Origin of the sequence: Streptomyces sp. RLB3-17 (genome assembly GCF_007113425.2) — a bacterium.
Classification (GTDB): domain Bacteria; phylum Actinomycetota; class Actinomycetes; order Streptomycetales; family Streptomycetaceae; genus Streptomyces; species Streptomyces mirabilis_D.
In genome coordinates, this window is record NZ_CP041610.2 from 1,375,387 (window position 1) to 1,399,113 (window position 23,727).

25 protein-coding genes, 1 tRNA gene and 5 pseudogenes are annotated in these 23,727 nt (G+C 67.3%); 16 read left to right on the forward strand and 15 right to left on the reverse strand.

Annotated elements, in window-relative coordinates; translation table 11 throughout:
* Window positions 1-284: 284 nt before the first annotated feature.
* Window positions 285-461, reverse strand: a complete 177-nt coding sequence (locus tag FNV62_RS06530; RefSeq protein ID WP_164657569.1) for a hypothetical protein — start codon at window positions 459-461, stop codon at window positions 285-287.
* 171 nt (window positions 462-632) lie between these two features.
* On the opposite strand from FNV62_RS06530, the gene FNV62_RS06535 reads away from it, so the two are divergent.
* Both FNV62_RS06535 and FNV62_RS06540 read left to right on the forward strand, forming a co-directional pair.
* Window positions 633-1,049 carry a peptidase inhibitor family I36 protein gene (locus FNV62_RS06535; protein ID WP_164331608.1) on the forward strand — a complete coding sequence of 139 codons (417 nt, stop codon included), beginning with the start codon at window positions 633-635 and terminating at the stop codon, window positions 1,047-1,049.
* A gap of 124 nt (window positions 1,050-1,173) precedes the next feature.
* Window positions 1,174-2,003 (forward strand): annotated as a pseudogene (locus tag FNV62_RS06540) (IS5 family transposase).
* 16 nt (window positions 2,004-2,019) lie between these two features.
* Here the strand turns inward: FNV62_RS06540 and FNV62_RS06545 are convergent.
* Window positions 2,020-2,568 (reverse strand): hypothetical protein, encoded by a 549-nt coding sequence (locus FNV62_RS06545; protein WP_144314818.1) that lies wholly within the window; start codon window positions 2,566-2,568, stop codon window positions 2,020-2,022.
* A 9-nt stretch (window positions 2,569-2,577) separates the two neighbouring features.
* Window positions 2,578-2,748 (reverse strand): hypothetical protein, encoded by a 171-nt coding sequence (locus FNV62_RS06550; RefSeq protein WP_164657616.1) that lies wholly within the window; start codon window positions 2,746-2,748, stop codon window positions 2,578-2,580.
* Window positions 2,749-3,046: 298 nt separating this feature from the next.
* Here FNV62_RS06550 and FNV62_RS06555 point away from each other — a divergent pair, with 298 nt between their 5' ends.
* From FNV62_RS06555 to FNV62_RS57915, 4 genes and pseudogenes are all read left to right on the forward strand, one after another.
* Window positions 3,047-3,478, forward strand: coding sequence for a hypothetical protein (locus tag FNV62_RS06555; RefSeq protein WP_144314819.1), 432 nt, complete (start codon window positions 3,047-3,049; stop codon window positions 3,476-3,478).
* Window positions 3,479-3,858: 380 nt separating this feature from the next.
* The gene (locus FNV62_RS06560; RefSeq protein ID WP_225900177.1) at window positions 3,859-4,617 is read left to right on the forward strand and encodes a DUF429 domain-containing protein; all 759 of its coding nucleotides are present in this window, start codon (window positions 3,859-3,861) and stop codon (window positions 4,615-4,617) included.
* Between the two features lie 140 nt (window positions 4,618-4,757).
* Window positions 4,758-5,675, forward strand: coding sequence for a recombinase family protein (locus FNV62_RS06565; protein ID WP_144314821.1), 918 nt, complete (start codon window positions 4,758-4,760; stop codon window positions 5,673-5,675).
* 651 nt (window positions 5,676-6,326) lie between these two features.
* Window positions 6,327-6,437 (forward strand): annotated as a pseudogene (locus tag FNV62_RS57915) (hypothetical protein); the annotation flags it as partial.
* A 48-nt stretch (window positions 6,438-6,485) separates the two neighbouring features.
* On the opposite strand, the gene FNV62_RS06570 reads toward FNV62_RS57915, so the two are convergent.
* The gene (locus tag FNV62_RS06570; RefSeq protein ID WP_144314822.1) at window positions 6,486-6,950 is read right to left on the reverse strand and encodes a DUF6650 family protein; all 465 of its coding nucleotides are present in this window, start codon (window positions 6,948-6,950) and stop codon (window positions 6,486-6,488) included.
* Window positions 6,943-7,530, reverse strand: coding sequence for a hypothetical protein (locus tag FNV62_RS06575; protein ID WP_144314823.1), 588 nt, complete (start codon window positions 7,528-7,530; stop codon window positions 6,943-6,945). Before FNV62_RS06575 ends, FNV62_RS06570 begins: the two co-directional genes overlap by 8 nt.
* A gap of 6 nt (window positions 7,531-7,536) precedes the next feature.
* Here FNV62_RS06575 and FNV62_RS06580 point away from each other — a divergent pair, with 6 nt between their 5' ends.
* Window positions 7,537-7,824: a hypothetical protein gene (locus FNV62_RS06580; protein ID WP_144314824.1), complete on the forward strand. Its 288-nt coding sequence runs from the start codon at window positions 7,537-7,539 to the stop codon at window positions 7,822-7,824.
* 140 nt (window positions 7,825-7,964) lie between these two features.
* Here FNV62_RS06580 and FNV62_RS06585 read toward each other — a convergent pair whose 3' ends face one another.
* Window positions 7,965-8,822, reverse strand: coding sequence for a HEPN domain-containing protein (locus FNV62_RS06585; RefSeq protein ID WP_144314825.1), 858 nt, complete (start codon window positions 8,820-8,822; stop codon window positions 7,965-7,967).
* 17 nt (window positions 8,823-8,839) lie between these two features.
* On the opposite strand from FNV62_RS06585, the gene FNV62_RS06590 reads away from it, so the two are divergent.
* Window positions 8,840-9,559 (forward strand): IS6 family transposase, encoded by a 720-nt coding sequence (locus tag FNV62_RS06590; protein ID WP_144314826.1) that lies wholly within the window; start codon window positions 8,840-8,842, stop codon window positions 9,557-9,559.
* Between the two features lie 331 nt (window positions 9,560-9,890).
* Here FNV62_RS06590 and FNV62_RS06595 read toward each other — a convergent pair whose 3' ends face one another.
* The 6 genes and pseudogenes from FNV62_RS06595 to FNV62_RS06620 form a co-directional block, all read right to left on the reverse strand.
* A complete protein-coding gene (locus FNV62_RS06595; protein ID WP_205523133.1) occupies window positions 9,891-11,090 on the reverse strand; it encodes a DMT family transporter in 1,200 nt (399 codons plus the stop codon).
* Window positions 11,087-11,233, reverse strand: a complete 147-nt coding sequence (locus FNV62_RS06600; protein ID WP_164657617.1) for a hypothetical protein — start codon at window positions 11,231-11,233, stop codon at window positions 11,087-11,089. The genes FNV62_RS06595 and FNV62_RS06600 overlap by 4 nt, the downstream gene beginning before the upstream one ends.
* A 635-nt stretch (window positions 11,234-11,868) precedes the next feature.
* On the reverse strand, window positions 11,869-12,453 hold the full coding sequence (locus FNV62_RS55450) for a hypothetical protein (RefSeq protein ID WP_225900178.1): 585 nt from the start codon (window positions 12,451-12,453) through the stop codon (window positions 11,869-11,871).
* Between the two features lie 112 nt (window positions 12,454-12,565).
* Window positions 12,566-12,645 (reverse strand) — tRNA-OTHER (locus tag FNV62_RS06610).
* Window positions 12,646-12,710: 65 nt separating this feature from the next.
* Window positions 12,711-12,908, reverse strand: a pseudogene (locus tag FNV62_RS57920) (transcriptional regulator); the annotation flags it as partial.
* A gap of 13 nt (window positions 12,909-12,921) precedes the next feature.
* Window positions 12,922-13,503, reverse strand: coding sequence for a hypothetical protein (locus tag FNV62_RS06620; protein ID WP_225900179.1), 582 nt, complete (start codon window positions 13,501-13,503; stop codon window positions 12,922-12,924).
* 187 nt (window positions 13,504-13,690) lie between these two features.
* Here FNV62_RS06620 and FNV62_RS06625 point away from each other — a divergent pair, with 187 nt between their 5' ends.
* A complete protein-coding gene (locus tag FNV62_RS06625) occupies window positions 13,691-14,557 on the forward strand; it encodes a hypothetical protein (protein WP_144314828.1) in 867 nt (288 codons plus the stop codon).
* A gap of 237 nt (window positions 14,558-14,794) precedes the next feature.
* Here FNV62_RS06625 and FNV62_RS06630 read toward each other — a convergent pair whose 3' ends face one another.
* Window positions 14,795-15,124, reverse strand: a complete 330-nt coding sequence (locus FNV62_RS06630) for a hypothetical protein (protein ID WP_144314829.1) — start codon at window positions 15,122-15,124, stop codon at window positions 14,795-14,797.
* Between the two features lie 232 nt (window positions 15,125-15,356).
* Here FNV62_RS06630 and FNV62_RS57925 point away from each other — a divergent pair.
* Window positions 15,357-15,467, forward strand: a pseudogene (locus FNV62_RS57925) (Tn3 family transposase); the annotation flags it as partial.
* On the opposite strand, the gene FNV62_RS06640 reads toward FNV62_RS57925, so the two are convergent.
* Window positions 15,467-16,171, reverse strand: coding sequence for a TIGR02391 family protein (locus FNV62_RS06640; protein WP_225900180.1), 705 nt, complete (start codon window positions 16,169-16,171; stop codon window positions 15,467-15,469). The pseudogene FNV62_RS57925 and the gene FNV62_RS06640 overlap by 1 nt on opposite strands.
* A gap of 205 nt (window positions 16,172-16,376) precedes the next feature.
* Between FNV62_RS06640 and FNV62_RS06645 the strand changes: the two genes are divergently transcribed.
* From FNV62_RS06645 to FNV62_RS06655, 3 genes are all read left to right on the forward strand, one after another.
* Entirely contained in the window at window positions 16,377-17,045 is a 669-nt protein-coding gene (locus FNV62_RS06645; RefSeq protein ID WP_144314830.1) for a hypothetical protein, read from the forward strand.
* A 744-nt stretch (window positions 17,046-17,789) separates the two neighbouring features.
* On the forward strand, window positions 17,790-19,490 hold the full coding sequence (locus FNV62_RS06650; RefSeq protein WP_413083820.1) for an RICIN domain-containing protein: 1,701 nt from the start codon (window positions 17,790-17,792) through the stop codon (window positions 19,488-19,490).
* A gap of 279 nt (window positions 19,491-19,769) precedes the next feature.
* Window positions 19,770-20,168: a hypothetical protein gene (locus FNV62_RS06655; protein ID WP_144314832.1), complete on the forward strand. Its 399-nt coding sequence runs from the start codon at window positions 19,770-19,772 to the stop codon at window positions 20,166-20,168.
* A gap of 576 nt (window positions 20,169-20,744) precedes the next feature.
* On the opposite strand, the gene FNV62_RS06660 is transcribed toward FNV62_RS06655, so the two are convergent.
* On the reverse strand, window positions 20,745-20,990 hold the full coding sequence (locus FNV62_RS06660; protein WP_144314833.1) for a hypothetical protein: 246 nt from the start codon (window positions 20,988-20,990) through the stop codon (window positions 20,745-20,747).
* A 199-nt stretch (window positions 20,991-21,189) separates the two neighbouring features.
* Between FNV62_RS06660 and FNV62_RS06665 the strand changes: the two genes are divergently transcribed.
* From FNV62_RS06665 to FNV62_RS06675, 3 genes and pseudogenes are all read left to right on the forward strand, one after another.
* On the forward strand, window positions 21,190-21,714 hold the full coding sequence (locus tag FNV62_RS06665; RefSeq protein ID WP_225900181.1) for an SMI1/KNR4 family protein: 525 nt from the start codon (window positions 21,190-21,192) through the stop codon (window positions 21,712-21,714).
* 45 nt (window positions 21,715-21,759) lie between these two features.
* A pseudogene (locus FNV62_RS06670) lies at window positions 21,760-21,852 on the forward strand (IS5/IS1182 family transposase); the annotation flags it as partial.
* A 183-nt stretch (window positions 21,853-22,035) separates the two neighbouring features.
* Window positions 22,036-23,157: a lipid II:glycine glycyltransferase FemX gene (locus FNV62_RS06675; protein ID WP_144314834.1), complete on the forward strand. Its 1,122-nt coding sequence runs from the start codon at window positions 22,036-22,038 to the stop codon at window positions 23,155-23,157.
* Window positions 23,158-23,727: the final 570 nt, after the last annotated feature.

Here is a 23,727-nt window from a genome sequence, read left to right on the forward strand (position 1 = left end):
TGTCAGGGGCACAACTTCGCAGGTGACGCTGGTGAGCAGGGGCGCGGTTCGCGTTCGAACGTCAATCTAGGACCGGCAACGCATTGTGTGGAGTGGCAAGTTGCACAGTGAAGCGGGGGTTCCGGTGCCGCAGTGCACAGCGAGCCGGGAAAGCGCAGGTGAGCAACTATTGGCGTAGCGAATCCAGGGACGGTGCTCGGTCCAGGACCACATCGTGCTCCGCGGTGACGGCGGGCCGGAGCGGCAGCCTCGCCGGTGGACCCTCTTCGTACACCTCACAGGCTTCACCGGCATCGGCCGCGGCCCGGCACGAACAGCAGGGCCCTGACCAGGGCGGTCGCCCATTTCGGGTCGGTGCGGACCTTGCCGAGCACGCGCCAGTTCTTGAGGTGGGCGAAGCCGTGCACCAGCCCCAGCACCCCGAACCTCGCGCACACCAGGCCCTTGACCTGCGGCTTCACGATGCACACCGCTCATTAATGGGCGGTGATCTCCACAACCGGAAGAAGGCGGACACATAGCGCTGGCGCGGAGGCGATGTGATCCTTGTCGGAGTCCAGTCAGCACGGGCTCGCTATGCGGGCAGCCTGACTGGGCTTCGTCATGGCACTGCTGTCATGGGAGGGGACGCAATGCGTATCAGGTTCGGGCGGCGCACCGGCAAGCTTGCGATCGTGGGGACGCTCACGGTCGCCGCGTTGAGCTTGGCCACGGGAGGCGCTTTCGCCGCCACGCCGCCGACGGGGGCCGAGGCCTGCCCGAGCGGGAACGTGTGCTTGTACTTCAACTCGCCGCAGTACGGCTGGGGCGCGTGGGAAGACTGGTCACCTGGCCAGAGCCTCAGTCTGTCGGACTTCAAGTTCGCTCACTGGGGGAACAGTTCTGGTTACGGGCAGACGGTGTACGACCACGCTGCCTCGATCGTCAACAACACCGGCCACACGGTGGTCGTTGAGTCGGACCTTGGCCACGACGACTACTACGTCGCGGGCTACGCCGGATCCCTGACCTCCTTCACCTACAACCACGACGCTCTCCTGTACTGCTGACGCCCAGCGAAGCATCGCGAGTGCCCCCTCTGCACCGACATGGTGGAGGGGGCCCGCCCCTTCGCCGACCCCGCTAGGCCCTGTCGTCAAATGATGATCTTGAGTGGTGGATCATGGTCGGGTGATACGTCGTCATGAACTGTCCGATGCCGAGTGGGAGTTCGTCCGGCCGTTGCTGCCCGCGTCCTTGCGGGGCCGCAAGCGGTTGGACGACCGAAGGGTCCTCAACGGGATCGTGTGGAAGTTCCGCACCGGCACGGCCTGGCGGGATGTGCCCGAGCGGTACGGATCGTGGGCCACGCTGCACACCCGTTTCCGCCGGTGGGCCAAGGACGGCACCTTCGAGCGGATGCTGCGGGCCGCGCAGGCCAAGGCGGACGCGGCCGGGGACATCGACTGGCTGGTGTCGGTCGACTCCACCGTCGTGCGGGCCCACCAGCACGCGGCCGGGGCCCGAAAAGGGGGCTCTGCCCGCCGGCACTCGGACGCTCGCGGGGTGGCCTGACCAGCAAGATCCACCTTGCCTGCGATGGGCTCGGCCGCCCGCTGGCCTTCACCCTCACGGGCGGGAACACCAACGACTGCACGCAGTTCACCGTCGTGATGGAAGCGATCCGGGTGCCCCGTCTCGGGCCGGGACGGCCCCGGGTGCGGCCCGCCCACGTCCTCGGCGACAAGGGCTACAGCTCCCGCGCGATACGGACCTGGCTGCGACACCGAGACATCCCGCACACCATCCCCGAGCGGGCGGACCAAGTCCGCAACCGGCTCCGGCGCGGCAGCCGGGGCGGGCGTCCGCCGGCCTTCGACAAGCAGGTCTACAAGCGGCGCAACGTCGTGGAACGCTGCTTCAACCGCCTCAAGCAATGGCGCGGCATCGCGACCCGCTACGACAAGACCGCCGAGTCCTACCAAGCAGCCGTCACCCTCGCCTCGCTCCTGATGTGGGCGTGACATTTGACGACAACTCCTAGCGGTCTGGCCAGCGATTCGGATCGTCTGACCGGTGGCCTTCGGGTCCTTCGCCGCAGACCGTGCAGACGCCGGGGTACAGGAGCCCCTCGAAGTAGGTGTGAGGGAAGCCGCCGGGACCGTCGTATTCGCTCGCCGCGGCTTTCATACAGTCTCTGCCGCGCGAGCACCGGCCGCAGCAGTCGTGATCGGTCATGTAGATGTGGTTGATCTTCTTGCTGCACCCCGTGTGACTGCACACGTAGTAGCCACCTGCATGGTTGGTGTACATGCGGGTGACGGGTTCTGGGCCGGTGCTGTCGTCGAACTGGTCGGGGTTGTATTCGGTCTCGGTCTCGTCGGTGCTGGAGAGGGCGGCGGCGACGAGGACGATGGCTCCGGCCACCGCAGCGGCCACACCCAGTTTGCCAGCGACCCCGAGGCCGTTCCATCCGTCAACGATGCGCCGGTGCAGGGACTTTTCCTCGTCGCTGTCTCCTGACGGCGGGTCAGCCTGTATGTCCTCCGGCGAGGGTTCCGGGTAGGGCGTGGACTCGTCGGAGGTCATGGATCAAGCCTAGTGGTCGGCGGGTTCGGGGGGCCGGAGTTCACCGAGGCGCAGCGCGTGGCCGAGGAGGCTGAAGACCAGGCGCCGGTGTGCGGCGTGCAGGGCACGCACGGTGGCGCGGTGCGCGCCGAGGGGATGGGGTGCCCTCACGATCACGGTACGGCTCTCGATCGACGTCACCCCAGCTCAGGGACGCCCCATCCGCTTAGCGTTGTTTTTTCGGCGAGAACTACTGGGACCCCGAGGCGTACGACCCGAAACTCGACGTCGACTTCGCTCCCCTGCGCGAGCAGGACCTGACCACTGTCGGCTTCACCGCAGCAGCCTGACCAAGGGGAGGACCCGGCAGCCCCGACAACAGCGCCCAGAGCCGTGCTGGACTTGATGATGCGACATCATCACCGTATGATGAATGCATCATCTTCCGAGTCGGAGGCCTGCTGTGATCCTCGTTCATCTCGCTTCATCATGGCCCGATGTGCTCGCCGGGAAAAAGGCCCCAGAAGACGTGACACTCCGCGCTTGGGCGCAGATCAAGGACGAGGCCCTGGACTCCTACGGCGACGGAGTCCTCGGTATCTACCAGAACACCGTGGTTACCGCCTTCGACGTTGTCGACTGGGAGCGTCAAGCCGACGGTCGAGTGGTCTTCAACGGTGTCCCCTCCGCGAAATTCGGGCACCTGATCGGGACTCCGAACCCCGGCAGGCCCTGGGTTCAGGGACAAGCCAGGCCTGTCCAGTACTTGGACACTGCCGTGCTCACAGGGGGGACCGCGACCGTCGAGGACACCGGCGAAGGCCGCCGAGCAGTCATCAACGACTTCATCCTGACCGTGGGCGACGACGGCTCCGCCACGCTCGCAGTGCCCGCAGGGCAGCGAGTCACCGTGCTGACCAGCTCGGACTGACAAACCACCGCGGACGAGTGGTGAGGGCCATCTCCATTGATCCTCACCACTCGCACCCGTCGGGTGGATGTGCATCCAGAACAACGCGGTCAGGGCCCGCTTGTCCTCGTCGGTGAGCACGTCGGCCCGTTCGGGGTCGGCAAGGCCGCGACCGGTTTCGGTGCGGTCGCCTGAAGCAGCCAGCGGAGCGGGAGCCGGCGGGCTGGCCGCGCAGGAGGAGTGGCGTGCGGCAGAACCGTCTTTGCCGGTGCCGTCGTTGCCCATCGAATGCGAGCACATGGGCCGCAGATCATGCCGAGGGACTCCATGGAGCAGCACGCAATCCGTAGTCTGCCGCTGTTCTCGGTGAGAGCCCCGGGATGCCAACAGGGGAGGAACAGGTGGAGCGCACCATCGGCGTCGATCTGGCCGTGCAGCCAGGGACTACCGCGGCTGCAGAGATCCGTTGGAACCGGGACGGGGCAGAGGTGAAGCTTCCGAGACTCGGGTGTACGGACGAGTATCTGCTGGATCTGCTGTTGGGTCTCGCGTCAGGGGAGCGCGCGGGGATCGACTGCCCGTTCGGGTGGCCAACGGCCTTCGTCGAGGCCATCGCCGCTCACGCGGGTCACCAGCCGTGGCCGGGGAATACGGGGCGGGCGGAACACTATGCCCGCCTGCGTCTGCGGACGACTGACCATGTCGCGGATGCGGTGGTCCGGCCCCTGAGGGGGCGCGGTCCGCTCTCGGTGTCGATGGACAAGCTCGGGGCGACCGCGGCACGCTGGGCCTACCTCGCTGACCAACTTGCGGCGGGGCGCCGCCCCGTTGACCGGACCGGCGCTGGACAGGTGGTTGAGGTCTATCCGGCCGGTGCCCGTGCTGTGTGGGGCCTGGGCGATCCGCGCTCCACGCAGGCCCTGCTCCAGGCGGCGCCGTGGCTGCGGTTCGAACCCGGAGCCCAGAAGGCGTACGAGAACGAGCACGCCTTCGATGCGCTGATCGCCGCTCTCGTCGCCCGCGCCGCCGCCCTCGGCCTGACCTCCCTGCCTCGAAACGAACAGGAGGAGCAAGCCGCTGCCATGGAGGGCTGGATTCATCTCCCCGGACCGGACGGCTTGGCCGGGCTCAACCCTGAGTGTCGGCAAACGATCGTTTGACGACAGGCGGCCGACGCGTCCAATGAACCCGCGGAATCACTGGGTTCGCGGCGGCTCGAATCCAATCAGATCCGATGGTGATTACTGACAGGGTTTGACGACAGATAGGGTCCGATCCTCCGTACGGAAGGGGCCCCTCGGTGGCGAACCTGGTCTACAAGCGGGTCTCGACCGACCAGCAGTCGACCGCCCGGCAGAATCTCGTCCTGGACGAGGCCGGGATCGAGGACCCGGTCGTCTTCGAGGAGGACCCGGGCACCTCCAGCCGCCTCCACCCTCTCCAGCGGCCGAAGTTCAGCGAGCTGCTGACGTACGCGCGGCCGGGCGACACCGTGCACATCTCCAAGATGTTCCGCCTCGTACGTGGCACCGGGCACATCCTCGACGTGCTCGACGTCCTCCACCGCGACCGCCTCTCCCTGCGCATCCACGACGGCGCGTTCTCCGCGATGGACCTCACCGCCCGCCACCCCCGCACCGGAGAGCTGCTGTCCACCGTGAAGTTCATGGTGCAGACCCTTGCAGCCGCCGGCGAACTCCAGCGCGATCTTCAGCGTGAACTGACCTACGACGGGCTGCGGGCCGCCGAGGCCAAGGGCAGCAAGGGCGGACGCCGCCCGGCCGTCACGGCCGCGAAGGCGGTCGCCGTGCGCGCCGCGTACGTGGGCGGCCAGTCCATCGCCGCCCTGGCCCGCGACCACCACGTCAGCCGGGGTGCCATCCGCACCGCCGTCGCCGACCTCATGCCCGAGCACTCCGACGACCGCCAGGACACCCCGGCACCGGAGACCGCGGTCACTCTCGACATGCCGGGCAAGGTCGCCGACTTCCTCCGCGCGGCCGAACTGGAGCCCGCCGAGCGGGTCGCGCTCGACCAGGGCGTGACCGTACGGCGCGGCCAGGGCTACACACTCCGCGTCCCCGCAGTGCCCTCGGTCCACCGCCAACTCCTCGGCCGTTGCCAGCCGCTCGACGCCCCCTCGGCAATCCCGGCACAGCGCAAGGCCCGCCGCGAGTACGCGAACCGCGTCAGCGCCCTCGGGACCGAGACCCCGTAGCAAGCCATCCGGGCTTCAAGATCACCCCGTTGCCCCTTTGACGCGTATCTCGGCCGAACTCTGGCGCCTTCAAAACCGAGGGGCTTCCGACCTGGGAGGCGTCGAAGGCCTTCGCCGTTCTGCTGGTCACAGGCGCCTTCGGATCCAAGGTGGCTTCGGCCGATCACGGACTGTCAAAACTTCTGACAGCAACACCGGTTTCCTGGTCCGTTCCTACTCGGACACAAAGATCATCCCGTGGCCCCTTTTGGGCTTACCTCGGCGATCCCCCTGCTTGGCCAGACAGTAGGCCTGTCCAGCACTTCCTCGGTCGCACACTAACTGACGGCAGCTCCGCTGCATCCCATCGCCACTCTCCTCCCCCCTGGCATGGCAGGGTCCTGGCCCGCCGAAGCGCGAAGGCCACTGCCGACGCGCAACCACACCCACCGGCACCCGATCCCCCGAAGCGCTCGCGTACCCGCCCCGCCCCTCCCTTCCTTTCTTCCTGGAGGGGTGGGAACGGGAGTGAAGAGGGGGGTCGGGCTCGAGCGCAGTTTCGGGTCGGCCGCCGCGATACGGATCACATTGAGTGCTGTGCCTTCTGTCGGTCGGAGGACAAGCTGAGCGACACGCACGCATGAGACAGGGCCGCTCGCACGGCACGCTGCCGTCGTCATCCATCTCGTCGCCTGCGCCATGACGCAACGCAGAGCTCGACAGGTTGGCGAGCAGAAGGTCCGGGCCACGCTCGACGACCCCGTCATCGGCGCAGAGGCTTGCGAATTCTGCCCGGCCCGATACCGAGCCCGGAGTGGTCGACTGGCCGGCCTACGAATCCAGCGTCCTCAAGCCCGTCAGCTTGTATCTCTCCGAGACGACGCCGGACAGTGTCTCCACCCCGGTCTGCAGGTCCCGGAGCGATTCCCGGAACCGCGACTCGCCGTCCTGTCCCTCGAAGCCGTGGTGCTCCGACGCCTCGACGAAGGAGGTGAAAGCCTCTCGTAGGCCACGAAGCCACTTTCGTAGATCCACGCTCTTCGCCGGTACCTCGTCCAGGAGTTCAGACAGTCGCTTCCTGCACTCCATCGCCGAGGCCACGCAGGCGGCAGCATCCTCAGTGGGTCGGTTCCGATCGACGGTCAAGACCCGCTTGTCCGACAAGAAGTCCATGATCTGCTGTGCCGTCTGCCGATCAGGTTTCTTGAACTCCCATCCCACCCCGATACCGAAGATGCTGATCTCTGTCGGTCGAAACCCCATCGCCCCCACCTGAACTTCCGCGGCGTCAAACAAATCGTGGCGGCTTCTTCGTGACCGCCTTCTTACGTGCAGCATTCTTGCTCGCGGCCGTCTTGGCTGATCGCTTCTTTGTCGTTTTCTTCGCGGTTGCCTTCTTCGTCGGCATGCCGTGAACGGTGCCGCCCTCGTCGGACGCTTCGCCGCGCGAGGAGCGTGCCTTTGCGACAGACTCGTGGAGGGCGGCCATCAGATCGACCACCCTGCCGGCCGGCGCCTCCCGTTCAGTGGCTAGGGGGCGTTCAGGCGCCTTCAGCGGCTCCCTGTCCTCCCGCTTCGCCGCGATGAGCTCGGCGGCCGCGTCCGTGTAGTGGTCGACGAACTCGGCCCCGTCCCAGCTCGCGACCTGCTCAGGCGCTTTGTGCGGGGCGCGGCAGGTCTGCTGCAGCGGGTCGGCCATCAGCTGGCCACACCGACTGCACGAACCCGGTTCGTACGGATCATCACCGAGCTTGGCAACGGCAAGCCGTTGACGGTCCGCGGGCGCGCCGAACTGCTGGACGCCGTGCGGGACGTGGTGGAACCGGACACGGTATTCGCTGCCAGCGGGCTCGTACGCGCGCTCGGGCCCGCGCATACGCCGATGACCGCAGACGTGGTCGCGACCCACGTCGAGGCCCTCTGCACCGCGCTGCGCTCCACCGTAGACGGGAAGGTGGACGGCGCACTGCTGGAACGGGCACGGGCCGTCCACCGGGCTTCCATGGCCGACTACCTCACGCAGCGCGGTGAACTCGCAGCCGGGGCCGGACAGCTGGCCGGCCTGTTCCGCGAACCCACCCTGCAGGAGCAGTTCGACCGCGCCGGGCAGCAGCTGCTGCTCGTCCTCGGCATGGAGCTGGTTCACTGCCGCGCTCGCCCGCGCACCTGAGTGATCCCGCCTTGGCGAAGAAGGGAACCCCGCCTCGGCGATGAGGTGCTGTGAGCGGTGCTGACAGGCCCAGGGAGTATCAGGCGCCTGCGCGTGCGGCAAGGTCGGCCGCGGTGGCAGCGGGCCGCCTCTTTTCTGCCTCAGGCCCGAATGGCTTCCTGTGGCGGCGTTTCCTGGAAGAAGGCGCGCAGGGGCTCGTCAATGGCGCGTTCGCGGCTGGTGCCGTCGGCTGCGGCATCGAGACGGGGGGCGAGGTCTTCAGTGTCGTAGGGGGTGAGGACGAGCCAACGCAGGACGACCTGCCGCACGAGAAGCCTGAGGTTGCGCAGGTCGGCCAGCTTTTCCGTCTCCTCTTGGTCCTTGAGCACGTCGCCGTGCACGTATTTGGAGCGCGCGCTGTACGCCTCCTGCACCTTGCTCTCGACACACTCGCGCGCGGACGGGGTTAGGAACAGGGCGGATGCGCGGGACCGAATCCTTTCACTGATGCCTTGTGCGTGATCGTCCTTGGGGCTGGCCATCAGGGCTTCCAGTGCGATGACGTAGTCCAGGTGCAGCTCGTCGGCTTCTTGCTCCCACACGCCGTAGTCGCTGTGGGTGCGCTGGTGGGCCTGCAGCAGGTGCCGGGCGGCTCGCTCCAGGCGCCGGGCACGCTTTCGGGGCAGGCTTCGGCCGCTGGTGGCACCGTCCATGACGGCGTCGATCTTTGCCGTCACGGCGGTGCAGAAGGCTTGCAGCCGCGGCAGCTCTGCCGGAGTGACGTAGAAGCCTCGCCGCTCGCGGACTTCGACCTCTTCTTGCCCCCCGTTGCGGTTTTCGTAGACCTGGAGGGTGGTGGGGACGTGGTTTTGGTGCAGGCCGAAATTGCGCCCCCGCTCGACGTCGAACACCGCGTCGACATGCAGCAGGTCGTCACTCCACAGAATCAACGGCAGCAGCGCCCTCCAGGGCACTGTCACGTTTGGCTGACCGGGTGGGATGATCTTCTGGTTGATCATGGTGGAGGGGGTTGTCCGTGGGTAGCGCGCCGCCGTCATACAAGGGGCACCGGTACCCGGCGGAAATCATCGCCCACTGCGTGTGGCTCTACCACCGCTTCCCGCTCAGCTTCCGCGAGGTCGAGGAGCTGATGCTCGAGCGCGGTGTCGTCGTCTCGTATGAGACCGTCCGGCGGTGGTGCGTCAAGTTCGGGCAGGGCTACGCAGGCGCGCTGCGCCGCCGCCGGCCCCGGCCTGGCGACAAGTGGCACCTGGACGAGGTCTTCATCAAGATCAACGGGGAGCTGAAGTACCTGTGGCGGGCCGTCGACCAGGACGGCAACGTCCTCGACATCCTTGTCCAGAACCGTCGCAACAAGGCCGCGGCTCGACGTTTCTTCCGCCGTCTGATGAAGAGGACCCGGGCGGTGCCGCGGGTGATCGTCACCGACAGGCTGCGTTCCTACGGCGCGGCCCACCGCGAGGTCATGCCCTCGGTCGAACACCGCTCACACAAGGGTCTGAACAACCGGGCGGAGAACAGTCATCAGCCCACCAGGCAGCGTGAACAGGCGATGAAAGGCTTCCGTAGTGTGGGCGCAGCGCAGCGGTTTCTGTCCGCGTTCAGCGGCATCTCACCGCACTTCCGGCCCCGCCGCCATCTGATGACAGCCTCCGGCTACCGATCCGAAATGACCATCCGCTTCGCGATCTGGGACCAGGTCACCGGCATCGCGGGCCTGCCCGCCGAAGCCTGAGCACCGACCCGAGACCCGACCTCCGCCACACCCTGACATGGCGTCAGAAATCCACGCACTTAACAACGTGACAGCGCCCCACCGCGGGCTGGTGAAGCGAGCGCGGGGCGGGGCACCTAACATCATCTCAGCGGAGCAGGGAACGGCACCTCGCCGCCAGCCTCTCCTGCGCACTCACCGGCATCCTTTTGTCTGCCCTGACCTGGAGTGATGCCGTTCGGGATCGTGGTGGTGTCCGTTCCGGCCGAAACCGACGGTCTGACCGAGCCGGGCGGCGCCGCGGGCGTTGGCGGCCTCGCCCCGCCGCCGCCGGTGCCGGCAGGGCCGGTTCCTACCTGTCGTCCTTGTCCCGGCCCGGCTCCTCTTCCGCCGCGTGCGGCATGCGCAAGAACAGGGTGTCGAACGCCCCCGCACCGTGATAGGTGAGGGTGACCGTTGGGCTCTCGTCCCCGGTGTACGTTGCCCAGTCCACTCTGGGGTCCCGTTTGACGGAGTGCGGGAACGTCAGGTGCTGGGGTGTGTACGGGGGCTGGGGTGTGTACGGAGCGTAGGCCGGGTACGGGGCGTAGGCCGGGTACCCCGGTGTTCCTGTACTGCGGTGTCTGCCCTGCTGTGCCGTGGCTCGTTCCACGCCGCCGCTCGTCACCACGACCGTGACGCCGACGATGATCAACAGGAGCCCGGGCACGGTCGCGGGCTTGATGCCCTGCCCCAGGAACCACCACGCGGCGAGCGCCGCCACGGGGGTCTCCAGCAGGAGCAGGACGCTCATTGTGGTCGCCGATGTCCTGCCGAGGGCGAAGTTCAGTGAGCCGAGCCCCAGGATCTGGGGAAGGATGAGCAGCCCGAGCAGCGACAGTTGCGTGGATCTGTCGAAGCCCGTCAGCGGGATGTGGGCCAACCGGCAGACGGCGAGCAGTTCCAGACCGCAGACCAGCGAAGTGAACGTCGAATACAGCGGTGTGCTCACATCCGCGCGAGACCGTTCGCTCAGCGCGGTGTACCCGGCCTGGGCGACGGCCCCGACGAGGGCGAGCAGGTCCCCCAGCAGCGCCGTACCGCCGGACCTGATGTCGAGACCGCCCGCCGCTGCCGCTCCCACCACGGACAGCGCGAGACCCACCCACGTCCGGCGGGACGACCGGACGCCCTGGCCCCTGGCGATGAGAGCCTGCCAGACGGGCTGGGTGGCGACGAGCGCCGTGGACATGGCGACCGAGGTCAGCCGGGTGCTCGTCATGAAGGCCGCAAAGTGGAGGGCGAGCGCCGTGGCCGCGAGAAAGCCGAAGACCAGGGGCCGCCACTGCTCCCGGCGCAGGACGCCGCGCTCGCCCCGCGCGACGCGCACCACCTCACGCCGGCGCAATAACAGCAGGAGAGGCCCGAGTACGGCGAAGCCCAGGCAGTTGCGCCAGAAGGCCATGGCGAGCGGCGAGGCGGAGGCGGCGGCGGTGAGCGGGGCGGTGGCGGAGACGGAGACCACGGTGACTGCCATCGCCGCCATGGACAGCGGATCGAGCTTGGACTTCACGCGTACGTACCGCCGTCCGCCGTCCGTTGCTTGCCGTCCGCGGTCGACCGGGCGGCGGCGGATGCCGGGCTGCCGCCGTCGTCGTGCGGGCCCGGCCGCGTTCCGTGGCGCACTCGCACGAACTGCCACAGGGCCGCAGACATCGCGGATATCGACGTGCCGTCGGCGGTTGTCGTACCGGCGTTCGGCAGGTGAACGGCATCGCGCGCGAGTATGTGCAGGTGTGGGGGCAGACCGTTCTTGTCGAACGCGGCGAATGGGACGTCGGATGTATGGCCAATATTGATCACTGGGTACGCGGTTTCTGTGCTGTGGGAAGTGGTAGCGGCGGCTCAGGGCTTCGACGGCGGAGGCGAGACCGGCCGGCGCCGACGTGTCCTTGTCGTTCAGGCGGGCCGCAGGCGGCAGGGGCGCGGCAAGGAGAGTGAAGTGCCGAGGGGGGCCGACCCTGAGCCCTGCTCGTGGCTCCGAGTGTGCTGGCGCCGGGCGCTTGCAGCCTGCCCTTGCCAGGGGCAGGCTGCCTGGCGTCCGGGTGCTCGATACTCGGCGCATGAACAAGGAGCCGTGGTTGGGGGAGTTCCTCAAGATGCGGCGGTCGCGGTTGCAGCCGGCGGAGGTGGGGTCGCGACCCGGCCGCGGTGTGCGTGAAGTTCGCGGAGGTGGCGGACTCCTGGCTGGCCGCCCAGATCCACCTCCAGCGATCAACTCGCCACTGGTACCGCGGTGTTCTCGACGCCCACGTGATCCAGAGGTGGGGCACCACGCCCTTGGACGGCATCTATTTCGAAGACGTCTCCGAGTGGCTCGCCGACATGCTGTCCGGCCAGGCGACGGGCGGCCGGAAGCTCAGCCCGCGCTCGGTCCGCAAGGCGTACGTCATCCTCAGCCATTCGGCTACGTGGTCAAGTCCCGTCACCTGGAGGCCAATCCGGCTGTAGGAGTGCCCCTCCCGAAGGCGGCCCCGACCGACCACGTCTACCTCGACGACATGCAGGTCGAGGCGTTGGCCAACGCGGCAGGCGCCTACCGGATGTGTGTCCAATCCGTGCCGGGGAGCCGTAACCGAAGGGGCCGCATCCCCGGCCGGCTGCTCGATCTCCTCGGGCACCTCCCGCTCGTCGAGTCCGAAGAGCCGGCCGCCGACGAGATGGGTGGTCGTCTTCCAGCCGAGACGACGCCCTGCCTCACGAGCGGCACGTCGGACGTCCTTGAGCTCGTCCATGTCCGTAGCGGCATCGCCGCTCAGGATCAGCTGCCCGTAGGAGCCCTGGTACTCGGGCCTGAGGGCGGCCCGCATCAGCGACTCAAGCTGGTCGACCAGCTTCTCGTGCCGACGTCGGGTCAGCTCATCCTTGCCGGGCATCCTGCACAGCTCCGCACCATCTGCGTGCACGGCCATGTGTGCCATATGTGCGCTGCAAGCGCAGAGGCCCTCCCGTCCACTGGACGGAAGGGCCTCTGGCTGGGGCTTCTCTGTGCCCCGGCAGGATTCGAACCTGCGACACCCGCTTTAGGAGCAGACAGCGGCGGCCGTTTATGGCCGTTGACGTCAGCGCTGGATGTCAGTGGGGCCGGCGGGACTCAGGGCCGGCCGGGGCGTCGTTGGCCGTGTGGCGTACGTCAAGAGTCGGTGGGCACCCACTGACGCACACCGTGTCCGTTCGTGCCGTACCAGTAGTGGGACAGGCCCTTGATGCTGCTGGTGCGGAACGGGCGGCCGTGGTCGTCGATGCGGACCGTGCCGGTGCGGTCCTGGGAGGACCAGTCGAGTTCCAGGTACCACTTGCAGTCGTAGGTCTCGGTCGTCGCGGTGACCCGTACAGGGCCGTGGTCACGCGCTCACCCCCGCGTTGGCGTCGGCCAGGAGCGCGGCGACGTCGGCGCCGGACGGGTCGGTGTAGCTCGCGTGGTCGCTGACGTGGAACGGCGCCGCTTTCGCGGTGACCGTGAATCCGGGGAGGACGGTGGCCGCCTTGCCCGCCAGTTCGGTGTTGAGGCGGTCGGCGTCGCGGGAGGCGAGCCAGGTCTGGCAGTAGGGGTCGAGGTGGAGCAGCGTGTATCCAGTGCCTTTGCTGCGGCGTGCTTCGACGTGGACGCCGTAGTTCGCCGGGGCCATGCCGACGTCGTCGGGGAGGTCCAGGTCCGCTGCGGCGTGGGTGAGCGGCTCGTAGGCCGGATTCCACGCACCGAGGATCTTGTCCATCTCGCAGCGCAGCCAGTCCAGCTTCCGGTAGCGGGCGCCGTAGGGCGTGTACGAGCCGCCGGGGTGTTGCAGGGCGACGGCGATGATGTCGGGCCCGTGGTCGTCACCCGGGCGCGGGTGAGCGCGCTCAACGAACGGCCCGACGCGGACGGCGAGGTCCTGGCAGTGGCCAGGGGTCCAGGGCTCCGGGTCACGCAGGGCGGAGAGCAACGCGCGGAACTGGTCGACGGCAGCCTGGTCTACTGGTGAAGGGGTGATGTTCTACCCCTGCACTATTCACCCCTGGCTGGTGGCCGCCGCGGCGCGGGGTGCGTGCGTCAAGCACCGGCCGGGTGTCACTGGATGGGGATAGGTTGCCGTCCATGTCGAACACGAACCAGTTCGCGGGACGGCGCTGATGGCTGACAACAGCAGTTCAATGAACTCGACCGAGTACGAGAAGCTGACGCGGCTTCTGGTCGAGCGAATCGCTGCGCGAGCCCCCGTGGTCACGACCCGGCTTGAGCACGATGTTGTCCTGCCAGGCCGTGCGTCAGCTCATCAGATCGACGTCTTGTGGGAGTTCACGGTCGAGTCCGGTCATGCGCACCGCGTCATCTTCGAGTGTCGTCGCAAGAATCGCTCGCTGGAGCAAAACGACGCTCTCGCTTTCAAGGGCGTGGTTGAGGAGGTCGGCTTTGGATCGATCCCCACCACCGGGGTCATGGTGCATCTAACCGGATTCCAACGGGGTGCTCGAAAGATCGCCGATACCTATGGCTTGATCATTCTGGAGATGCGGACTCCGACCGACAAGGACGTTGATGGTCGGCTGATGAAGATCCACATCTCGATGACGGGTCGCGTCCCCGTAGTCAAGGACGTCGGCATGGACGTCTCCGCGTTGCTCTCGGACGCTCTGAATGGGCCGGTACTGAACCATGGCCTTGAGATCGAGGAGCCGAGCGGTCGACGTGTGAGCGTGATGGATCTCCTCCAGGATGGCGAACTCAACTCTATGACGGAGCCGCTGACGCCCCTCCACCGCGTGACGCGACGGTTCGAACCGCCAGCAGTCCTGACCGTGAGCGGCCAGCCTGCTGCAGAGGTGCGTTCCATCTCTGCGATCGTCGGTGAGGAACTCGCCGATCCCTTCGACTGCACCGTTGGCGGCCGGGAACGTCTCGCCTGGATGGTGAAGAACGCGTTGGACGGTGAGCGTGCATGGTTCACCCACGATGGAGGAGTCCATGTCACCGACGTAGATCCACTCCTTCGGGGTTGAAAGTGGGACGTTCCGAAGTGCGCTATTCGGTGGCTCTCCGGGCCGCCAGGTAGCCCGCCCAGCTGTCCTGTGCCAGTACGGACCACTCGACGGCGGTGTTGACGTGGATGCCGAAGAGGTCCGTCCGGAGACCGCCGAGCCCTGCACGGCACCGTCCTGTGACCGCTACTGGGGCTCAGGACTCTGCGATGACCTCGGGCGCCTGCATGCCCTTCTGCCCCTGCACCGCAACGAAGGTCAGAGGGCGTAGCAAGGGGGCTGAGAGGGCAGCGGGCGGAGCACGGCCGTTCGTTCCGCCAGCTGCTGGTGAAGGAGCTGGTTCTCGACCGTCGCCTGGTGCAGTGTGCCGACGAGGGCTTCGACGTCGGCCTTGAGCTGGGAGATCTCCTCCACGTCGGCAGCGCGCAGCTCCTTGAGCCGACCGATCTGCCTGCGCAGGCGTTGCTCGCTGCGCTGGGTGCAGGCTGGACGGCCCGGCATGCTGGGCAGGACGCTGCTATCCCATCGTCGATAGCAGCGTTGCAGCGGCGCGGCGCTGCAACCGCCCGGCAGTGCAGCGCTGCCCATGCCGTCCTGGTATCGCTGGTAGAGCTGCCCAGAGGGGCATCGGCCAGGGCCTGCGGCTGCTGCACGGTGCCGCTGCTTGGTGCTGCTCGTGGTGGTGTGCAGCGCCGTGCTGCTGCTTGTAGTCCTGGTGCCGCTTGTGGTCCTGGTGGTTCTCGTGATGTAGCGCAGCATTTGCACAACCCCAGGCGGCACCAGGGTGGCTGCACGTGCAGCGGGGTAGCCCCGGGGTGTCCACACCAGGTACATGGACGCCGCGGTGAACCACCTGATCGCGGACGGCTTCGACGTCCGCGACGAGGACGTGGCCCGCCTCTCGCCGTTCGTACGGCACCACATCAACATTTATCTGGACACTTGGCAGCTGTCGATGAGGCGGGCAAGGACGCTGAGGGTGGCCAGCTGTTCCAGTGATTCCTGTTCCGTCCACTCGCCCGTCTCGTGTGCGGCGGGGTTGCGGATCGCGAAGAACGATCCGAGCCCGAGTTGCAGGGCACCGCGTTGCCGGCTCTGGACGGTAGGACTCGTCGCGTCGCCGGGGATACGGAGTCGAGGCTTGCCGGGCTCGGCTGGTTTGTCGCTGAATGCCTCTTGCACGAGCTTGTCGTCAGCAACGTCTCGGCGCCCGAGCTTCGCTTGGAGGTGAGCGTTGATCGCGCTGGCGGCTGCGTGCACGGCCGCGCGGTAGTGCTGAGAGTCCCAGAAGGTGCGGGCTGCGTCCCAGACCCAGGGGTGGAACTGGTCGGCCGGAAGGGACGGAGCGTCGGGTGCCAGCCTGGCTGCCCATTCATCCATGTCAGTGAGGATGCCCAGCCCTCGCTGCACCTGGCTCCGGGCGTGCGACTCTCCCGCCATCTGATCGACGTTGATCTCTTGCGCGAGCTGAGGGTCAAGGCGTCGCAGAATCTGCTTGACCGTGGGTTCAGATCGATGCAGTTGCTCCAGGAGGGCCTCGTCCCCGATGTAGTCGCCGGGCCTGGCGCTGTTTTCGTAGCGCATGGCCAGGTTGTCGAACGCTTCGAGCTGTTGCCGCATCCAGTCACGATCCACTGCCGCATGGTAGGTGACCTGCCGCTATCCGGAGTGGTTTCCGTGTCCTGAATTTCGCCGAGGTCGGCCACTGATTCGCCTGAAGGCGATCGGGCATCCTGGTCATCAAAGGGGGGATGTGGTGCCGTCTCGTCAACTAGTCATACGGATTTGCGCAGTTGCGCTGGCTCTTGCTGCCGCTGTTGTAGCTGTAGTTGTCGCCGGGGTGGAGAAGTGGGTCCTGACGGCGGTCCTCGCGGGTGCGAGCGCGGCCGTCACGGGACTCGTCACCCGCAACTTCGACAAGGTCATCACGCGTGGGGGCGAGGCGGTGCTGGCCCGGACACCGGAAGATCCCATCACCGTTCACGCTTCCCAGCCTCCTGGCACCAGAGGGTACGTAGGCCCTCTGCCACCGACCACGGAGCGATGGCGCGACTCCGCCAACGTGGTGCAGCTCTATGATTCCGTCGTCCATCTGATCGTCGAGGCCGCCGGTGACCGTACAGCAATCATCAACAAACTGGACGTGCGCATGGAGTCGTGCGACGCCCCTCCGCACGTCAGCCACCTCGCCCAGCCTCCGTCTGCTGAACCGATGGCCCCCCGGCAACTGCGAGAGTTCCGCGTGAACCTCAACGTGAGACTCTCTGCGAACGCCACGGAGCCGGCGCCCTCGCCGAGACCTGCCGATGGCGTACCGGACTTCCCCTACACGGTCACACCCCTCGCTCCCGATCACTTCTATATCCGTGTGACCACCGATGAGCCGGGCGACTTCAGGTGGCGCATCGGCGCGCACTGGATCTGCAATGGAAAGTCCGGGGTCGTAGTCGCCGATCTGCGCGGACAGCCCTTCCGCGTCGTGCACCCCGAGCCCCGGTCGCGCTCTTAGCAGTGGGCCAGGGAGCGTCAACCGCTGTTCAACGCCTGCTGTCGCCGGGTGCAAGCAGGCTGGTGACTTCGGCGATCGCCTCCGCCGAGGGGTGGAAGTAGCGCCGTACGTTCATGGCGCGCAGGCCGCATGGCCCAGATGTTCGCCACGATTCCCCTCCCAAAGGTCTGAGAGGGCGGTAAATGACGTGGCGCACGTTTCGCGGTTTCAGTTGGGGTAGGTGGGCTGGTCGCGAACTCGCCGGCCTCCTATGGCCGTGGCTGGGTGAGCAACCCCTGCTGGGTTCGACCATCGATCACCCCGCGCCGCCCTGGCCCGCAGCGGAACTTTCGGCCGTGCGGCCGGTGCCGCGCCGGGCGACGGGCCGGACGGCTCCCGATACCCACCGTCTACCCACCGCCGGCAACCGGCTGACCGGTCGTCGGCTGCGTTTTGCCCCGCCCGACGACGTGATCGCCACCCGGCGCGCGGTGCCCGAAAGAATCTTCGCAGTCCAGGGCAACCTTTCCGGGGGCGGTGACAACTGGATGGTGTCCGGCCAGGCGGTCTGGTCAGAGGCAACGGCTGAAAGAGAGCATCGACATGTTCCCTCGCCCATCCACGTCGCCGGAGGCGTCGCCCGGCGGCCACGCCCGCCGTGGTCGCGCGTCGTTCCGCTCGGCCATTCCGGGGCGGCGGCAGACGCATCGTGGCCGTCGGTTGTACCAGCGTCGGAGTTTCTGGGCGGCCGTCAGCCTGGCGGTCGTGGGTGCCTCCGTGGTCGTGGTCAACACGGCCTCAGCGGGAACCGTGGACACGAACGCCTGGTACGTGCTGGTCAACCGCAACAGCGGCGAGGTGCTGGAGGCCCCCGCCTACGCCACGAACGACGGTGCTTCGCTGGTGCAGTGGAGCCGTAACGGCGGGACCAATCAGCAGTGGAAGTTCATCGACTCGGGTAACGGGAACTACCGGCTGAAGAACCGGAACTCCGGCAAGGTGCTGGACGACTACAACTGGTCGAAGACCGCCGACGCCAAGCTGGTGCAGTGGCGCGACCTGAACAACGCCAACCAGCAGTTCCACATGAAGAATTCGCCGGACGGCTACGTGCGTCTGATCAACCGCTTCAGTGGCATGGCCGTTGAGGTCCAGGGCCGCTCCAAGGCCGACGGGGGCCACATCGCCCAGTACCACGACCGGGGCGGCGCCAACCAGCAGTGGCAGCTCGTCCCGGCCGGTAGCGTCAGCGGCACCGGGAACGCGGGGAGCTCCGGCAGCAGCGCCACGCCTGCCACGCCGGGCGGCAGCGTTCCGGCGAGCCAGGCTCCGAGCGGTACCCGCCCGGCGTCGGCGCCGCTGGCGTCTCCGGCCGCCGGCGGCAGCTCGGCGAAGCGTTTCATGGGCAGTAACACGGTGCTCGTCGGCGGCTCGATGAACGACGCCTCGGCGAACGCCGCGCCGTTCGACGTGCGGTACGCCTACGTGCACAGCCAGCCCGCGCCCTCGTCGGACTACTACTCGGCATCGCGCTGCAAGGCCGAGTGGTCGAGCTGGTGGGGCTGCTGGAGCGGCGAGACCACGGCGCCCGGCTTCTACGTGACCTGGAACGACGACCACGTGACCAAGGCGACGTACCAGGGCAAGCCGCGCCCGCAGAAGTTCTTCTGGACCTGGTACTCGCTGCGCGACCTCGGGGATCTGGCAGGCGAGGGCGATGGTCCGGGCGAGGTCAAGGCCATCAACAGGGTTGACCTGCTCACCCGCTACATGAACGACTACCGCTTCTTCCTCCAGAAGATCGGCAACTCGCAGGACATGATCGACATCGAGCCCGACTTCTGGGGCTACGTCCGGTCGCTCGGCAATCCGCACCAGGTCGCCGCGCAGGTCAAGGCCGCGAACCCGACGGACTGCGGATCGCAGGAGAACAGCGCCGTCGGCCTGGCCCAGTGCCTGATAACGATGGCGCACAAGTACGCACCGAACACGGGCGCCGGGTTCCACCTCACCTGCTGGGACTGGCAGAGCAACATGCAGGGATGCGTCAAGGACTACTCGGACCTCGGGGCGAAGAACGCCGACTTCCTGGTCGCCGATGTGGTAGACCGCGACGCGGGCTGGTACGCGAAGTCGGCGAACGGCGGCCGTGACACCTTCTGGAACGACCAGAAGGCCACTGCCGCGCTGGGGTGGTACAAGACGATGGCCGAGTCGGTGGGCAAGCCGGTGGTCCTGTGGCAGATCCCCCTGGGCAACATGGCGCAGAACAACACCTTCGGCCACTACAAGGACGACAAGGTCGACTGGTTGCTCTCGCACATGGACCAGGTGGCGAACGCGCACGTCGCCGCCCTCCTGTTCGGCCCGGGGCAGCAGGAACAGACCACGGTCGAGTCCGACGGCGGAAACCTCATCAACAAGACGATCGCGTACCGCAACTCGGGCGGCACGCCGCTCAAGTAGCCACACGCAGCCGGTCGGCCCACCCTTCGACGGGGCCGCGTTCATCCCCCTGTCGTCCCGCCGAGCACTTCTCGGCCGGTGCCGACCGGCTGCCACCGCCCGCGGGCGCCGGCCGTAGCGCGCCGGCCGGGGCGCCGGCAATCTCAGCTCATGCCGCGAAAGCGGGAATCGGGCCACAAAAGCAAGCCCCAGACCTCTGGCCTGGTACTTTACCAATCCTTGGGCCTTCGGGCCGAAAATGACCTCCGCCCTGCGGCGACACCGGATCGCGCGGATTCATTGCGAGTCCAGTTCCGACCGCTGCGGCACGAGAAGCAGGACGACCTCGCCGCCCTGGGTACCGTCAGTGCCTGGGACGCGTACCCGTCGGCCACCGCGCGCGCCTTGGTGGCGCTGGCGGAGCGCACGGAGCCGCCCGGCCTGAATGAAATGCAGTCCCTGCGGAATCTCCGGGAGCTCCGGAGGCTCCGGAAGCTCCAACCGGCCAACGGTCACTTGGATGTGACGAGCATCGGTTCGCTCTACCAGGTCGCGGTGGACGAGAAGCGCTCCGATACGGGCCTGCGCCATGGCCGGCGGCGGTCGCGGCGGTCGCCCCAGGTCCTCAAACGGCCCGTGCAGGGCCAACTGCCCTTCACCATCCCGGAACCGGAACCGGAGTCCGGCGCGCTCTTCTGACAGCTGGAGGGCGGCCGTTGGGCACAAAGAAGCCCCGGGGGGTGGGCCCCCGGGGCTTCGTCGGTGTGCCGTTCAGCGCCGGCTGTCGCTGGGGGCGAGCAGGCTGGTGACCTCGGCGAGCGCGGCCGCGCCGGGCTTGAAGTACTTCCGGGCGTCTCCGCCCGGCCTGTGGCCCGCTACCGCCCCCCACCGGGCCAAAACAGAAGTGGGCAGATGTGCGTCCTGTCACCAGCCGCAACGAGGGACGCACATCGGTTCTTACCGGCACCCCTACCTGGGCAAACGGGCTGTGAGACACCTCAGGCGCTTAGCGTGTCAAGTCGTCTGTCGGGAACGGTCGAACAGCCGGGAACAGCGAAACGGCCATCAGCCCTTTGAGTGCCCCAAGCAGGATTCGAACCTGCGACACCGGTTTTAGAGGAATGGCGCGGGGCAGCGGCCCTGACCTTCGACATTATTACGTCTGGGATTTCCGGCAGCTTTCCGCCGTGACCTACCTCTATTCCTCGTAGCTTGCCCTCCGATCGGGCACGGCCCGATCGGGCACGGCTGGGGCACGACATCGCTCAGGCACCTTCACCTGTGCCGACCGGCACCCCTCCGAGCGCCAGCAGTGCTTCCTGGAGCCAGTCGATCGGTTTCGCCTCGAGCAACGCAGATCATGACGTAGATGGTTCTGATGGCGTGTCCCATCAAGGCGATACCGAAGACCAGGAACAACCGACCGCGCGATGCGCCGAGGTAGGTGAACACGCTGGCGGCTGCCACACCAAACAGAAGGTTCGCGATCAGCCAGAGCCAGCCAGAGTCGGTCTTCGCCATGTTGAACCGCTCCCACGTAGAGCGGGGCGTCGATTTCGGGTAAGGGCTGATCCGCTGCTCGAAGGTGCCCCTGTCAGACCGCGTGAGCATGCCGCCCATCCAACAGGCTGGATGATCCCTTTACAAGATCTTCTAAGGGCTGTCCCGCATTGCTGGGGCGGTGAGTGGCTGGCTCGGCCGGGACCGTACTGTGCGCTCGTTGATCAGTCACGCTGGTCGAGGCGCGGACCCCGTGGCCTGCGCCGACGGGCTGTACGTCGACTCCGTCCAGACCAGGCTCATGGAGGTCGAATCGACTGTGTGGACCGAAGTCGTTGCGGCCCTGCCTGGCACGGCCGTCTTCCAGCCCCCTGCATCGGAGTCGTCGCTGATCCGCTGCACTGCGGTCCTCGGCCATCCACTGCCTGCGGACCTCGCTGTTCTCCTCCGCGAGAGCAACGGCATCGAGGGCGAGTACGGAGACGGACTCATCTGGTCTGCCGAGCGAATCGCCTCTGAGAACCAGAGCCTTCGCGAGGACGCTGAGCTCGCCACCCTCTACATGCCGTTCGGACCGCTGCTCTTCTTCGCGGACGCGGGAAACGGAGACCTGTTCGCGCTCCTGTCCAGGATCGACCGGCCCGATGTCTTCGTCTGGAACCATGAGGACGACAGCCGCACCTGGGTGGCACCGAGCCTGGCCAAGTACCTTGAATGGTGGCTGACAGGGCAGATCAAGCTGTAGCGCCACGCCTTACGACCCAATCGCTCACGACGAGATGATCTTGGCGTGGCTGGTGTGATCACGGCGTCGGAACCGTCCTGGATAGCCCCGTTCACCGGGTTGAGCTCGCGCGACTTCCGCAAGCTGATCACCAGCCTGTGTGTTGGACGACTCTCTGCATGTTGATGAAGCATCGGGTTCGCGACGCCCGCGATGAGCATGATTTGTGATCTTGCTGAGCAGTCTGTGCCTGCTTCGTGCACGACGACAGCGTGTGCACGAGGGAACTGGACGGGCCGTACGCCTCAGTACGCTTGTGCGTCGAACAAAGGAGCGCTGCGCATGAGTTTTCGTCTGAAGGCGATCACCCGTGAGGATCATCTGGCCTTCGTCCGGGCCCGGCCCTCGGCGAGTCACATGCAGGTTCCCTCGTGGGGCGATGTGAAGCCGGACTGGCGGGCGGAGAGCCTGGGCTGGTTCGACGAGAGCGACCGTCTCGTCGGCGTGGGACTGGTACTGCTGAGGCCGTTGCCGAAGCTGAAGCGGTACCTCGCCTACCTGCCCGAGGGGCCGGTCATCGACTGGGCTGCGCCGGATCTGGAGCGGTGGCTTGAGCCGATGCTCGCGTACTTGAAGGAACAGGGGGCGTTCTCGGTGAAGATGGGGCCGCCCGTCGTGGCCCGCCGTTGGGGTGCCGAGGCGGTCAAGGCAGCGATCGCCGACCCGCAGGCTGGGCGGTTGCGGGATGTGGAGGCCACCGTGCACGAGCCGCGGGCCTTCGACATCGCCGACCGGCTGCGCCGGATGGGCTGGCAGCAGACCGAGCCAGGCGGCGAGGACGGCTTCGCCGCGGGCCAGCCGCGCTACGTCTTCCAAGTTCCCTTTGCCGGGCGGTCGTTGGAGGAGATCCAGCGGGGTCTCAACCAGCAGTGGCGCCGCAACATCAAAAAGGCGGAGAAGGCCGGCGTCAAGGTCGTCCAGGGCGGCTACGAGGACCTGCCCGCCTTCTACGACCTCTACGTGGAGACCGCCGAGCGGGACCGGTTCATTCCCCGCCCGCTGGCCTACTTCCAGCGGATGTGGACCGCGCTGACAGCTGAGGACTCCGACCGCATGCGCCTCTACCTCGCCCACCACGAGGGCGAGGTGCTCGCGGCGGCCACGATGCTGATGGTCGGCCAGCACGTCTGGTACTCCTACGGCGCCTCCACCAGCCGCAAGCGCGAAGTCCAGCCGAACAACGCCATCCAGTGGCGGATGATGACCGACGCCCACGCCCTCGGCGCCGACGTCTACGACTTCCGCGGCATCACCGACACCCTGGAGGAGAGCAACCACCTGCTGGGACTGCTGCGGTTCAAGTCCGGAACCGGCGGCGAGGCCGTCGAATACCTCGGCGAGTGGGACTTCCCACTCAACAAGGTGCTGCACAGGGCCCTCGACCTCTACATGTCCCGCCGCTGACACTGCGGCCGCCTCGTGCTGATCGTCGACGCCGATGCGGTGAGCGTGGAACGCCAGCTGCAGGCCGTCCAGTTGAACTGCCCGTCCTGCAGTGCGGTCCTCACACCCTGGGGGCACGGGCGGTCGCGGGAAGTACGCGGTGATCTCGGGGCCCGTCTGTTCGTACGCCCTCGCCGGTCGCGGGGTTCGGGCTGCGGGATCACGCACGTGCTGCTGCCGGAGACGATCTGGCCGCGGCGGGCGGATGCGGCCGAGGTGATCGGGGCCGGACTGGAGATAGCGGCCCTGGGGATGGGACACCGTCAGGTCGCCGCGCATCTGGGCCGGGCCGAGGACACGGTCCGCGGCTGGATCCGCCGCTTCAAGGGGCGGTCCGAGGATGTTCGCCGGTACTTCACCGTCGCCCTGGTCGCGCTCGCCGACGATCCGGACGCGCTCGGTCTGCTCCTGGGTGGCGAAGTACCGGGCGTCGGCCTGGCCCCGGCATCCGGCGAGCAGTTCGGCGAACACGCCGCGCAGCTCGGTGAGGTCGCGGCGGCGGGCGCCCAGCAGGGCGAGGTAGTCGTCGAC